General features: G+C 61.0%; 13 protein-coding genes. 1 reads left to right on the top strand and 12 read right to left on the bottom strand.

Features of this window, described 5'->3' with window-relative positions:
- Positions 1-313 precede the first annotated feature (313 nt).
- The 10 genes from DIE03_RS25455 to DIE03_RS25410 form a co-directional block, all read right to left on the bottom strand.
- Positions 314-1,240, bottom strand: coding sequence for a 3-oxoacyl-ACP synthase (locus DIE03_RS25455; protein ID WP_124455146.1), 927 nt, complete (start codon positions 1,238-1,240; stop codon positions 314-316).
- A complete protein-coding gene (locus DIE03_RS25450; protein WP_124455145.1) occupies positions 1,237-2,277 on the bottom strand; it encodes a 3-oxoacyl-ACP synthase in 1,041 nt (346 codons plus the stop codon). Before DIE03_RS25450 ends, DIE03_RS25455 begins: the two co-directional genes overlap by 4 nt.
- Positions 2,274-2,867, bottom strand: a complete 594-nt coding sequence (locus tag DIE03_RS25445; protein ID WP_124455144.1) for a GNAT family N-acetyltransferase — start codon at positions 2,865-2,867, stop codon at positions 2,274-2,276. Before DIE03_RS25445 ends, DIE03_RS25450 begins: the two co-directional genes overlap by 4 nt.
- On the bottom strand, positions 2,864-3,973 hold the full coding sequence (locus DIE03_RS25440; protein ID WP_124455143.1) for an acyl-CoA dehydrogenase family protein: 1,110 nt from the start codon (positions 3,971-3,973) through the stop codon (positions 2,864-2,866). The genes DIE03_RS25445 and DIE03_RS25440 overlap by 4 nt, the downstream gene beginning before the upstream one ends.
- A 28-nt stretch (positions 3,974-4,001) precedes the next feature.
- On the bottom strand, positions 4,002-5,210 hold the full coding sequence (locus tag DIE03_RS25435; RefSeq protein ID WP_124455142.1) for a pyridoxal-dependent decarboxylase, exosortase A system-associated: 1,209 nt from the start codon (positions 5,208-5,210) through the stop codon (positions 4,002-4,004).
- Positions 5,207-6,826 (bottom strand): acyl-CoA ligase (AMP-forming), exosortase A system-associated, encoded by a 1,620-nt coding sequence (locus tag DIE03_RS25430; RefSeq protein ID WP_124455140.1) that lies wholly within the window; start codon positions 6,824-6,826, stop codon positions 5,207-5,209. Before DIE03_RS25430 ends, DIE03_RS25435 begins: the two co-directional genes overlap by 4 nt.
- A gap of 50 nt (positions 6,827-6,876) precedes the next feature.
- Positions 6,877-7,824: a 3-oxoacyl-[acyl-carrier-protein] synthase III C-terminal domain-containing protein gene (locus tag DIE03_RS25425; RefSeq protein ID WP_111442660.1), complete on the bottom strand. Its 948-nt coding sequence runs from the start codon at positions 7,822-7,824 to the stop codon at positions 6,877-6,879.
- A complete protein-coding gene (locus DIE03_RS25420; protein ID WP_260434948.1) occupies positions 7,821-8,720 on the bottom strand; it encodes a 3-oxoacyl-[acyl-carrier-protein] synthase III C-terminal domain-containing protein in 900 nt (299 codons plus the stop codon). Before DIE03_RS25420 ends, DIE03_RS25425 begins: the two co-directional genes overlap by 4 nt.
- Positions 8,721-8,841: 121 nt before the next feature.
- Positions 8,842-9,120 carry an acyl carrier protein gene (locus DIE03_RS25415; RefSeq protein WP_124455136.1) on the bottom strand — a complete coding sequence of 93 codons (279 nt, stop codon included), beginning with the start codon at positions 9,118-9,120 and terminating at the stop codon, positions 8,842-8,844.
- A 31-nt stretch (positions 9,121-9,151) separates the two neighbouring features.
- Positions 9,152-10,411, bottom strand: a complete 1,260-nt coding sequence (locus tag DIE03_RS25410) for an acyl-CoA dehydrogenase family protein (protein ID WP_124455134.1) — start codon at positions 10,409-10,411, stop codon at positions 9,152-9,154.
- A 231-nt stretch (positions 10,412-10,642) separates the two neighbouring features.
- Between DIE03_RS25410 and DIE03_RS25405 the strand changes: the two genes are divergently transcribed.
- Positions 10,643-11,479: a FadR/GntR family transcriptional regulator gene (locus DIE03_RS25405; protein ID WP_124455160.1), complete on the top strand. Its 837-nt coding sequence runs from the start codon at positions 10,643-10,645 to the stop codon at positions 11,477-11,479.
- Between the two features lie 41 nt (positions 11,480-11,520).
- Here DIE03_RS25405 and DIE03_RS25400 read toward each other — a convergent pair whose 3' ends face one another.
- Both DIE03_RS25400 and DIE03_RS25395 read right to left on the bottom strand, forming a co-directional pair.
- Positions 11,521-12,945, bottom strand: a complete 1,425-nt coding sequence (locus tag DIE03_RS25400; protein ID WP_124455132.1) for an amidase family protein — start codon at positions 12,943-12,945, stop codon at positions 11,521-11,523.
- Positions 12,946-13,305: 360 nt separating this feature from the next.
- Complete coding sequence (locus tag DIE03_RS25395) at positions 13,306-13,632, bottom strand: helix-turn-helix transcriptional regulator (RefSeq protein WP_124455130.1); 327 nt, start codon at positions 13,630-13,632, stop codon at positions 13,306-13,308.

The raw sequence follows: 13,632 nt of genomic DNA, 5'->3' as shown, positions 1-13,632 counted from the left end.
CATTCAAGAGGAGTGCTGGATCAGGGCGCCAGCACAGGGTCAGCGACTCCGGAAATTGGTATGGTAGTGGGGCGCTGATTGCCCGTGCACCCGCTATGCGGTGGGCGGGCGTCGGAGGTTACGTCGAGATAGACGGTGGGCGCATAGCAAATTTAAAGTCTAATGGTTGGGATCGGAACGTCCAATAGATTGTAATAATTTAATGCAGGGTTTAATTTTTAAAGACCGCTGTCCGGAACAGGAGCGATATTGCGACATATTTGGCGATCGTGTGCCGCGCCATCGGCAAAATTTCCGGAATTCAACGATCGTATTAGCGAACGAAGAGTGCCGCCGCGGAAAATCCTCCCACTCCGCGGGCGCATAGCAGGAAAGGCTTACCGGAAACCAGATCATCGCAGTCGACGAGATTGATGAATGGATCGCTGACCGTCACATGTGCGACGCGAGCAAAGTTGTCAGTAAACAGGCATCGTGGTGGAAGACCAAGCGATGCGACAGTTCGACGCCAGGTTGGCAGATCAAGGTGGGAAGGCAAGATGCGCCGAATCTCGGCTAGGGGCACATTCGCCACAGCGCTCGTTTGCGTCGCGAGTCGACGGGCCGCCAAGAAGTACTGAGCTGCGAAACGCGATTCATCTTCTCCCAGTGTGCCGCGCCAACCTTCTCCACTCGCGTGAAAGGCCAACGAGACCAATCGATTGATCGAGGCATTGCGTTCGACGAGCACGGCACACGCGCCGTCGCTGAGCAATCCGGCCCCGGCTATCAACCGGTCGCTTGCGAGGGGCATGACGTCCGCGCCGACCAGCAGACCGCGGTTGATGGCCGGACGGGCGATAAACATCGCGCGAATGATCCGTAGCGCGCCCAGTGATGAGGCGCAGTGCTGTTGTGCAAACGAGAATGCATCCGCCTGCTCGAAACCAAAGTGTTCGCATAGCAGGTGCGGCAAGGATAGCGGTGGTGGGGCGACGCTCCCCTGAAGCGTATGAACGTAGACGAGAAAGTCGATCGTGTCGGGAGCAAGTTGGGTCGCACGAACGAGCGATTGGATGGCGTTCGCGGCGAGCGAAAGCGCGGTCTGTCCCCGCGCGTCATAGAACAAGCGCACCCCAGCATTTTCGAGGGATTTGACGGTCTCGGCGGACTGCTTCGTTTGTTGCGCCCAGCTGCGGACGTCCACGGCTGGCTCAGGCAGATAGTAAGCGGTATGGACGATCCCGATAGAGGCGCTCATGGCGGATTGAGATATAAGAGCGGCCTGCCATGCGATTCGAACAGTGCGCAACCGGCGAAGCCGCCCAGGCCGATGCCCCACATCAGGATTCGATCGCACACTGACAGGCCGTGAGATTGGAGTGCATCGGCGAGCCGCACGATAGGTTCGGCTGCGCCTAGATGGGCGCGGTGGCGGTCGGAAAATTCAATGACGCGGCGACTGAGATGTCGGCAAATAGCTTCATCAAGTTGCCGATCTATTCGTGCTCCTACGACGGTGCCAATGTCGTTCGGTTGAAGCTCGTGCCGGCGCAGTATCGCGTCGATCGTCGATTGCAGCGCCGGAACCCAATCTGTGCGGATATCTAGGCTTGAGAGTGGGGCGGGTGTCGCGAACCGGTGGAGGCGGCTGGCGCGTGCGTCGATCACCACCAGTCCGCAAGACGTGGGTCTGGTGCGTTCCACCAGGATGGCACCGGCTGCGTCGCCCTGCACGATTCCCTGATCCGTCCATCGCGAGAACGGCGGACACCACTTTTCTGCAGCGACGATCAAGATGGTGTGGATTTCGGGTTCCGCAATCAGCAGATCACTCGCCAGCTGCAGCGCCGTGAACGTGGAGGCCCCCTGCTGTTGGGAGACGGAGAACGGGAAGCAGGGCGTGCCGATTACTGCGCGCAAGCGTCCAGCGGTCGTTGTGGACACATGCTCGTTGAGGCTACTGTGACAGAACATTGCAATATCGATCGGCGCTGCGTCGACTGGCCGCCCCGCACATATTGTCTGCGCCACTTTCGCGGCGAGCCCGGATAGATCGGTATCGCGCTCAACTGGCACACAATGAAATTCGTCCGGCGGTGCGTTGACTGCAGCGCTTCTGGCTGCAGCCGCTTTCTTTGTGGGGTGGGGGGCGTAATCTGCTTTCCACGACGCGACCCAGGCGTGCCAACCGGACCGAATCGGAGCACCGAGCGTCGGCTCGATTCCGCACTCACGATGTACCGCGACTGTGCGCGGCACATAGCTGGCAAGTGCCGTGATCACGGGTGTATTCATGGTGCGCGTGGTAGTGCGAGGTCCTCGGGCAGCAGGTCGTAAAGGAGCCGCCCGACGCGCGTGCCATCGACGAGATGACAGTCTCGTTGCAGTCCGATCAGACGAAAACCCAACCGCGCGAGCAGACGTTGCGACGGAACATTGCAGTCGACAGCCCATGCAGTGATGCACCGCAGCCGGTCACGGACGAACGCTTCATGAAGGAGGTGCGTGGCGGCGTTGTAAGCCATATTGACGCAGGCGGGCCGCAACCGGTCGCGAAGGATCCAGAATGAGCCCGTCGCGAAGCGATGCGTGACATCACTAACGGCGACCACACCGCTCGGCACCGGATAGCCAGCCGAACCGAACACGCGTATTCGATGCTGTCTGCTATAGACCATCGCTTGTACCGCCAATGCGGGCAGGGCTTGGCGGCCGAGCCCGAAGTCGAACCACCGACTGATGGTCGGCTGCGCGAGCCACGCGACGATGTCGTCGATGTCATTCGGCCCTGGTTCGCGTAACCAGCACGTGGCGGACGTTACATGCGTTGCAGCATTGTCCACCGAGGGCTGAAGCGTGCCATCCGTAGGGGCGCAACCACTCATCCGTCGACCTCCTCATTCGCGACCCGCGGCTCCGCGAGCCAGCCGAGTGCTGTGTCGATGCGCTGCAGCAGGAAGGCAAGCCAGTGGCCCGTCTGGAAGCGGGCTGCCGGCGGGAGACCTTCGACATAACCATGGCCGCCGCAAAGCTGCACGAATTCGCGACTGACGCTGACAGACTCCGCCGCGACGTGTCGCAGTAACTGACGGACCAGCGAGACCGGCGCCGACGGGCGAGCCGTACTGACAGCCTGCAAAAACAGGTGGCTGCCATGGGTGGCGATCAGCATGTCGGACAATCGCGCCGCGACGAGTTGATGGTTTGACAACGGCTTTCGGAACGCTTGCCGAGTCGCCGCGTAATCGAACGCGAACCGGATGCTATGTTGCATGGCACCCGTCAGGAGCACAGCGAGATAGAGGCCGATTTCCGTCAGGTACGTTTGCGCGGGAGGAGCGCCATCGCTGTCGGCTCGCGTAATCACGGCGAGCAGCGTTTCGGCCGCGGCTTCGTCGGAATGCAATTGCTCCAACACGAGGGCGCCGAGCGTGGCGATGCCTGTCGATCTCGAGGATCGGTGATCACGTGGGCGCTCGGTGAGGAGGAGGCGACGCTTGTCATCTAACCGCATGGTGAGGGGCGCCGTGCGGCCCAGTGGACCGAGTTGCCATATCGTTGCGTTATCTATGCCGGGCACGGACAATGCGATCGCTGCTGTGCCATCGAAATACGCTTGAACAGGCCGAGCCAGAACCGAACCGAGCGCATTGTGTGTCCGGAGCACCATGAGCGCGGGTGCTGTCAGCGTCAACTCCAACGCACGCTCAAGCGGTCCGGCGGCGAGCGCTTCGACAACAAGTGCCAGGCCGTGACGGTCGATTCCCAGGCCGCCGGATTCCTCGGGTAAAACCATTGCTCCAAGATCAAGTGTTGCGGCTGCGAGTCTGACGGTTTCTTGCCACGCTGCTACGCTGGGTGAACTGGCTAGCAAGGGCTCCAGTCGGTCGCGCGCGAAGCGTTGGCTCGCGATATAGAGGTTGCGTTGATCATCGGTCAGTGTCCAAGGCGCCGGAGCTGGCCCCGGCGGGAAGGAATCAGGGGAGAACATCACAATCCTCCACAAAGAACGAGGGTGGTCAGACGAGCATCTCGATCGCATCAGGGTGGCCGAGAAAGTCCCTAGGGCTGGCCGAGCGTCCATACGCACCCGATTGGAAGACGACCACAAAGTCTCCAATGCGAGCCTCGGGAAGCAGCACGTCGTCGGCGATCCGATCAAGTGGCGTGCACAGGCATCCGACAATGTCGCAGCGCTCCGTTGGGGCTTGTGTCTGGCGATTCGCGATGGCCACCGGAAAATTGCGACGCAGGACCTGCCCGAAGTTACCGGATGCAGCCAGATGGTGATGCAGTCCGCCATCGGTGATCAGGAATGTTCGATCGCGGGATACCTTGCGATCGATGACGCGGCAGACATAGATGCCGGCTTCCCCGACCAAATAGCGTCCAAATTCCAGGACCGCGCGCGTGTCCGGCAAACGGCTGCGGAACAGGCCGAGCCAATCATCCATGGCATCGGTGACCGCAGCGAGGTCGATTGGCATTTCCCCTGCGAAATAGGGGATGCCGAAACCACCTCCGAAGTTCACGTATTGCGGTATGGGCGAGAGGCCTGCGGCCAATCTCACGACGAGATCCGCGCTTTTCCGTTGAGCCTCGATGACGGTCGGGGCGTGCAGGCACTGGGACCCCCAGAAAATATGAAAACCGGCCAGCTTCACTTCTCTCGCATCGAGCTCGCGCAATAACGCGGGTACCCGCTCCGCGTCGAGCCCAAAAGGGGTGGCGCCGCCGCCCATGCGCATGCCGCTGTGATTGACGTGAAAGTCCGGGTTGACTCGAATGGCGACCTTCGGCTGCACGCCGAGCTCCCAGCCGAGTGCTGTCACGAGGTGCAACTGGGTGATCGATTCGAGGTGTATGTTGACACCGCTCGCGACGGCGCGACGCAAGTCGTCGCGGCTCTTGCCTGGGCCTGCGAAGCCGATCAGTTCTGCGGGCATGCCCGCATTCAGCGCAAGTGCCATCTCGTTGGCCGATGCCACGTCGAACCCATCCATCTGTGGCGCGAGGTGATGGACGACCGCGGGCATTGGGTTGGCCTTGATCGAGTAATGGAGGTCGATACCGGCTGGCAGCGTATCGCGCAGCGTGCATACACGCGCGTCGAGCATTGCGCGATCATAGGCGAAGAACGGTGTGCGCCCTGCGCGATCGGCCAGGCGATTGATTTCAACGCCGCCGACGGTGAGGATGCCATCGCGCTCGCCAAACAGTCCGTTCATGATTGGCTCACTTCGGCGGCGGCGTCCGGATTGGAGAAGGCGGCGCGCAATGCGGCTCGATCGAATTTCCCGTTGGGGTTGCGCGAAACTGTGTCGCGAACCACGATGCGCTGCGGCACCATGTAGCGCGGCAGATGTTCCACACACCAGGCCTGAAGCACTTGAGCATCGAAGCCATTGGCGACCGGCACGACCAACAGGACGATCGCTTCACCAAGTTCATCGTCAGGGATGCCTAGGGCAAGCGCTTCCGTGACAAGACCGCTGTCGTGAACGACTTCTTCGATCTCTTCCGGGCTGATGCGATAACCAGAACTCTTGATTTGGGCGTCGTTGCGCGCGACGAAGTACAGGAATCCTTCTGCATCTCGCCGTACCAGATCACCTGACCAGACAGCACGATCTCGCGGCGCGCCACCGGGTTTCAGCTCGGGCGAAGGGCGATAGCGCTGGGCTGTGCGCGTCGCGTCATTCCAATAACCGAGCGTGACGCAGGCTCCAACATGGACGAGTTCTCCGGTTTCGTCTGGTCCACAAGGCGAGCCATCATCGCGAACGACCAGAATTCGGGCGTTAGGGACGGCTTTCCCGATGGAGTCGGGGCGACGATCGACCTCTGAGGGGTCGAGAAACGTGGAGCGAAATGCCTCGGTCAGGCCATACATTAGATAGGGTTTGGCCTGTGGAAACAATGCTCGGAGTTGCTGCAAGACGGGCGCCGGCAGCTTGCCGCCGGTATTCGCAAAGTAGCGCAGCTTTCGGCGTGCCGTTTCGGGCCAAGCCGCACGGGCCAGTTGCATCCATAAGGGCGGCACACCCGTGATTGCTGTAATACGTTCGCTCGCGCACGCATCAATGACGTCTTGCGGTGCAAGATAGTTGATGAGCACGGCCGTGGCCCCCACGGCCCATGTGGATGTGAGCTGGCTCAGGCCAGCATCGAAACTGAGCGGCAGGGCCGCGAGGATTCGATCGGATGAGGCGTGGTTCAGATAATGGGCAACGCTCCAGGCACCCTCGAGCAGGTTGCGGTGGCTTAGCATGACGCCTTTTGGCAGTCCGGTCGAGCCTGAGGTGTACAGGATGGCGGCCAGATCCGTGTCGACATTGGCTGGCGCTGGTGATCGTGGTGGATTTTCACTATCCCGTTCCGTGCGATTTCCGCTTGCGGACTCGGGCCAGCTTTGAACGTGCGTTGTTGATCGGAGATGTCGGCTTGCGGAGCCTGCATCGTCCACAATGATAGTGTTGGAAACGCCGGTAAGACCATGTTCGTCAAGGACCCGCGCGCGCAGCGCGCTGGTAATCAGGCAATCGGCACCGGAGTCGAGCAGGATGTGAGCAACCTGCTGGGGTTTGAGGAGCGGATTGATAGGAACGAACACGCATTGCGCGGCAGCTGCACCAAGCATCGACACGACGGTTTCGATACGTTTGTCCAGATAGATCGCAATGCGCGCGCCGGCCGTGAATCCAAGCGCGGAGAGCGCATTGCCCATGCTTCGCGAGCGGTGAGTCAGGTCCTGATAGGTTACTCGGGCGGAACCGCAGACGAGAGCTTCCGCGTCAGGTGTGCGGTTTGCAGCGGCTTGCACGAGGTCGAGGACGTTTCTCATGATGGTATCCGGATCGAATGTCGAGCGTTGAAAGGAAATCGTTCAGGTGATCAGTGGCGGACCACCATGGCACCGAAGCAGCCAGCGAGGCCACACGAGAACAGCAGCGACCAGCCGCCCGGTTCCCGGTTCGAACATGTCTGGAAGTTAATGAAGGGGTCCGCGCCAAAGACGTGACCGATTGACGCGAAGTTCGCCGTGAAGAGCCGCTCACGAGGAATGGAAAGCATTGTCATCAGCCTGAACCAACCCGGAAGATTGGCGTGATGAGGCAGTACGTGCGTAATCTCGCGTGTCGTGATGCCTGCTTGTTGAATGGCGGCCCGCATGGTCGTGAATGCAGACCAGTAGTACCGGTCGTCGGGAACCGGCTGCAGATCCTCGTCGGTGCCGCGGAAGGATCGTCCGTCTGCGTACACGTGCAGGCCCGCAATGGCGTTTCGATGACCGTCTCGTTCGAGCAATAGCGCACAAGCACCGTCACTATGGAGGGCAAGATCCCGAATTGCTCGCAGTCGGTCGCAGTGGGATCCGATCACATCGGCGCAGACCACAATTGCGCGCCGGATGGAGGGCCGTCGCATGGCGAGCGCCTGCAACACACGGATCGCGGCCATTGGCGAGACGCAGTGCTGCTGCGTGACTGAAAATGCGAGCGCGCGGTTCAGATTCAGTTGGAACTGGATCTGTTGCGTAGTACTGGCAGGCGGTGCGATAACGCTGCTCTGAATCGTGTGTGTGTACACGAGCGCATCGATCGTTTCATGCGCTATTCGGGTGTCGCGTAGCAGGGACGATATGGCGTCAACGGCGAGCGTCACGGGCGATTCGCCAGCCGCGTCGTGGAACTGCGTTACGCCGTTTTCGATCAGTGCGCGCGCGCGAATCGACGGCTGACCACATCGCTCCGCCCAGCGATGTGCATCCACAGTTCGATCCGGCAGACTGAATGCGATGCCAGCCAGTGCAAGCGAGCTAGGCCGTTGCGACACGATCATGATCCACCTCCACGATATTCAAGGAGAGCGCAACCGGCCTGTCCTTGGAAGCCGGCGGACCAAACGAGGGCATGTTGTCCCTTGCTAGGGTTGATCGACCGCAGCAGCGCGTCGAGCCGTGCAGGCGTGTCGGCGGCGCAGAAATGGCCAGGCGCGTCCATACGTATGTGGCAGACCCGTTCGGGCCGCAGTCCGCAACGCGTATTGATTTCGCGAGCCAGTCGAGTGTCGATTGGCGCTGGAAGGACCCAGTCGACATTCGCAGGTTGCAAATCCGCGCCTGAGCAAGTCTCGCTAATGACGTCCGTGAGCGTCAATGTGTAGACGGGTTCGCGCTCACTTGCGAGCGGTGGGATTCCGGGCGTCCGTACGGTGAGCCCGCTCACGCGCCATCCCGGGCCGGGGTTTCTCGCGATCAGTACGGCCGCGGCCCCGTCACCCATGTCGATCATTGCGCCGATCCGACGAGAGAACGGCCGGCGCCAGCGTTCCGCGGCGACAATCACGACGGTCTTCAGTCGAATGTCAGCGGCCATCATCGCCACGGCAATCTCCAGCGCCATCAGGAACGACACGCCTTGCAGTTGGCCGACCGCCAGCGGTGCTCGGCTTGATCCAAGTTCGCTGTGGAGACGGCAAGCACACGACAATGCCAGATCATGCTCAAAGCTCGTTGTGCATACGATGATTTGATCGGGTGTGGATGCGTCGACCTGAGGCGACGAGTCAAGCAGCGTTCGCACTGTGGCAAGTGCCATGTCGGACAATGTCTGGTTGGATTCCACAGCGACACGGTTATCAGTAGCCCGTGATGCTTGCGGCAACGGAATACCGGCCACGCCGAATGGGGCACCACTGTCGCGCCACCGGAGCGTATCGGCATACACGGCTTGCATCACGTCCTCTCGTGCGGACCCACCCGAAACCATGAATGGTTCGATATCTGCATCGGCCGGGACATCGTGCCGCGGGATATATCGTGCCGTGGCGACAATGCGCGGCTCGGCGCCAGTGAAGTTAGTCGAAGGACGCATGGGATTCGACGAACGAGACGAGATTGCCGAAACGCAGGAACAGATCGGCGGACAGATCCTCGGGGGCCAGCGTGAAGCCGAAGCGCTGTTCGAGTTGCAGCAGCAAGTCCGTCATATTCATTGAATCCACGCCGACATCGAAGAGGTTGGTGTCGTCTACGATGAGATCGGTGCTCAGGGTGCTGCCAAGTACCGATAGCAAGCAGGTTTTGACTGTCTCGGACACGCTAGCGGAGCTGGGGGAAGCGGGGTTGGGTGCCATGAACGATCTCCAGTGCGAATTTCGGACGGGTTCAGGATGGATGCGCTTCTGAGCAGCGGTGCGACGCGGGAGAGATGGCCTCCCAGGGAAGTGAGGTCGAGCGGAGTGCGGAGCGAGCGATCATGAGCCGCTGCAGGTCCCCGGTGCCTTCCATGATGTCGAAAGCCTTCGCATCGCGATAGCTTTGGTCAAGCGAGGGAAAGGCAGCGATACCATCGAGACCGACGAGATCGATCGCCGCTCGGGTGACGCGGGCGGCTACTTGTGACGCATACGCCTTGGCCATTGACGAATCCGTGGAAGTTGCGATGCCTTGATCGGTTTTCCACGCGGCGTGCCGGCAGAGCAACTGCGCTGTAGTGATTTGCCGATCGATATCGAGCAAGGCGTTGTTCACATCGGCAGTGCGCTGGCGTTGATTCACAGGATGCCCGCCGGCTTCGAAGTAGGCCGCGAGATCGTCGCGTACTCGTCGACATGCGCCGACCATGACCGCGGAAAGTAGGGGGCGGAAGTAGTCCCATGCGTGTTGTGCGCCCGAAAACGCGTCGTTGAGGGGCTTTTCGTCACTGCGTCTGAGAAGCGCGTCGTCAGGTACTTCGCAATCGGTGTAAGAGAGGACCGCAAGCTGACTCGCGCGCAGGCCGACCATTTTCTCGATGCGATCGACAGAGAAGCCCGGGATATTGCGATCGACGTGGAACGCTCGAACGCCGAAACGACCAGCGTGCCGATTGATGGTGGCGAACGTGATCACGTCGTCCGCGCGTGCGCCGTTGGTGATGAAGCACTTGGTACCGTTCAGCACCCAGCCGCGTGCCGTCTTGCGAGCGGTGGTCCGCATCGCGGTCGCATCCGAGCCGCAGTCGGGCTCCGTAATGGCAAACGCACCCCAGCGCGGTATGTCGCTGCGAAATCGTTTGAAGAAGCGGATCTGTTGCTCGCCGCTGCCGAGTGCGAGGACGGGCGGCATTGCAAGGCCAGGGCCGGGCAGCGCGAGCGCTAGCGCCGCGTCGGCGTACCCGAGATATTCCATGAGTGTGGTGCGCGACATCAGTGATTGCACGTCTATGCAACCGCCGTACGCGGCCGGAACGAGATTCAAGTTCAGCGCAGTTACGTCCGAGGGTGCACAAACTGCATCCGGAATCTGCCGTGTCCGGTCGGCTTCGGGGCCGTGCAAACGCATGCGCGCAGCAAGCTGATCCAGTTCCAGCCCGTCGGCCGAGAGCTTGGCCCGGATGGTCGCAAGCGTGGATTGCATCTGAGACGACTTCACCGACTGTGACATGAGGGATTTCTCCTGATGGCAACCGACATCGAGTGACCGACATGCAGGGAATTGATGGGTACTCGGCGTATGGTGTTCGGATTGCAGCGTAGGTCCTGGTCACCATCCCGGCTACTCCTAACGTTGGGAGGGAGCCTTGTATGGAGTTGGAAATCTGGCCGTGTCGGGCGCGGATGCCTGATAATGGCGCCGGGATACAGCAGTGAATGGCCAACGACGGACGTGACCGATATGGCAGGGCGAAAACCGACAACCGAAAAGAAGATGTCGCCGGCGCAGCCGGATAAACGAGGTTCGCGCGCAATCAAGCGCGGCGACCAAGTGGCCGAGCAGATCAAGCGTTGGATTAACGACGGGCAGGCACGGCCAGGAAAGCGCTTGAACAAGGAGGCCGAGCTTCAGCAGATGTTCAACGTCAGCCGGGGTTCGATGCGCGATGCGCTCAAGGCGCTGGAGATGCAAGGGCTCGTGAGACTGAGTACCGGGCCGGATGGCGGCGCGACGATTACGCGCGTACCACTGGCCCGAGCATTCCAGTCGCTGCAGAACTATCTGTTTTTCGAGAGCATCACGCTTGAGGACATTTATGCGGTACGCCGCACGCTGGAACCCATGGTGGCGGCGGGTGCGGTTCCCCATCTGAGCGACGCGGACTTCGATGCGCTCGAGCGCAGTGTGTCCGTCTGCGAGCCGTTCGAAGCACGTCACGCCGAGGCGCTCGACCAGCGACACGAGGATATCCATTTCCACGATGTACTGGCTGCAGCACATCCGAATGCGTTTCTGCGTAGCCTATGCCAGATCATCAACCAGATGCTGCACACGCTCGTGATCGTGGCGGGGAACGTGACGCAGCAGGACTATCAGGCATTCGGGCGGCACACGGTTGCCGCGCACCGCGCGATACTGGACGCCGCGCGACGTCGGGATGCCGACGCGGTCGCGCAGCTCATGACGGCGCACATGGACGAAGCACATTCGCAGCTGCGCACAGTGCACGCTGCGCTGCAGCAGAAGCTGGTGCTGGATTCAGAGTTGGACCTGGATTCCGATCGTGATGCCGGCTAAAGCATTCAGACCGGATCCGGTCGACTTCTGCTCTTAGCTCATTAGGCAGGGGTTGCGCCGGCCGCGGAGGCGAAGAGCTCGCGTGTCAGCTCGGCGAACGGGGCGCGCCCAAATGCGCGTTCGAGCATATGACTCGCCCACAACACCAACGCATCGGCATGGCGACTGCCTACAATCTGGATGCCGACGGGCAGGCGCGTGGCAGTCATCCCGGCATAGAGGCTTGCCGCCGGCAGTCCCAGCTGATTGCACCATGCCGTGAAATGCGGAAACAAGGCTGTGCTTGAACTCACTTCGGCAAGTGACGGGGCCACGTCGGGATATACCGGGCAGATGAGGAGATCGTGCCGCTCGAAAAACGCATTGACGGCGGCGCCCAACTCTCCACGTTCGATCAGCGCGCCCAATAGCTCCCCCCGCGAGATGCCGTTGCCGGATTGCGCGTATGCCTGCAGCGACGGGTCGAGTTCGGCCCACCTGTCGGTCATGCCGTCCGTGAGCTGACGGCAGCATGCACGCCAAAGTGTTGTGTGGACCGCATTGCACTGCGCGACGCCAGGCGGATCGGCGACGTGAACGAGTGCTCCAAGTTCGCGAAACATCGCTGCAGTTCGTACCACGGCATCGTGGATTTCAGCCTCGGCGATGACAGGCAATCCGAGCGTGGGACTGCACGCAATACGAATGCCGCCCGGAACGGGAAGGCATGACAGCCCGCGCGCATAGTCTGCTCCCTCGAACGGTAAAGCGTACCAGTCGCGGCTGTCCGGGCGGGTGATGATCGTTAGGATCTGCGCGGCATCCTCGACGCAACGTGTCATCGGGCCGACATGACTGAGCAGACCGAAGGGACCGCGAGGTGCGTGGGGTACTCGCCCAAAACTGGGCTTGAATCCGAAGACGCCGGTGAAGGAGGCTGGGATGCGAATGGATCCGCCGCCGTCCGTGCCGATGGCCACCGGGCCCATTCCGAGCGCAACGGCGACGGCCGCACCTCCGCTGCTGCCACCCGGCGTACGCGAGCGGTCCCATGGATTGCGCGTGGTGCCGGTGAGGGGACTGTCGGTGACGATCTTGTGTGCGAAATCCGGCATGGTCGTTTTGCCAAAGCAGATTGCCCCCGCCTCACGTAGGCGCGCCACGCTGGGACTGTCCGATGCGGCGGCTTCAGGCATCGTTGCCCGCGACCCGTATCGCGTGGGGAGTCCGGCAACGGCGATATTGTCCTTGATGCTGACCGGGACGCCGTCGAGTTGGCTGAGGGGCGCGCCACGTTGCCAGCGCGCCTCGGACGCCCGCGCCAATTCGAGAGCCTCATCGGCGACTTGGCAGAATGCGTTGACCGTCGGATCCAATGACTGGATCCGTTCCAAGATGGTCTTCATCACATCGACGGGCGACGTCCGTCCGTTCGCATACAGCCCGCTAAGTTCCCACGCAGTCAGTTCACACAGGTCGATTTCCATGCCATCCTCCAATTAATTATAATAAATCAACGGTAGGCGTGACCGGCCGCGTTTGTCAAGCTGCGGGGCATCATGTTAGAGGGAGATTTGCCGGGTAAACGCTTGGATGAGGCACGTTGACGAGTGACCGTGACGAGCGTAGATTTAATGATAATAAATAGGTGATGCGCCAAGCGTTATCCGCAGCGGAGACGCAGAATTCGTGACATGCCGCGTATTTCGGGGCGCAAGGTGTCCAGTCACCGAAATCGGCGACGCGTCGTTTGCTCGAGAGAACTGGGGGCGTATTGGGAGGGTATGTGGTGTCGTTGCCGACACCGAGGGTGCTGCGATGCGCCCGGTGAGGAGCGACTTTGAGCGCTATTCCTGCGCGAGTGCTTCCGCACTCGCAATGAGTGCTCTCTTCTTTTCCTTGCTCAGTCGGCCGGCGATGGCAAGAAGGTTTGCGAGCAGGTCGTCTTCCTCATAGAGGAAACTGGTGGGAACGAGCATCGCGCGCGCCAGACGTTGGCTGGTTTGAAGCGTGGGCGTATGTTTGCCCTTTTCGTACTGGTTGACGCGGGCGCTGGCGGAAAATTCGTCGATGCCCGCCTGAATGCCGAGCTGTTCCTGTGTAAGGCCCGAGCGTAATCGAGCCTGTTTCAGGCGCTTGGGAAACACGGAGGGAGAGGTGGCATCGCTGGACAT

This window comes from Burkholderia sp. Bp8992 (assembly GCF_003853705.1).
GTDB lineage: Bacteria > Pseudomonadota > Gammaproteobacteria > Burkholderiales > Burkholderiaceae > Burkholderia.
This window is presented reverse-complemented; position numbering and strand designations above follow the sequence as displayed.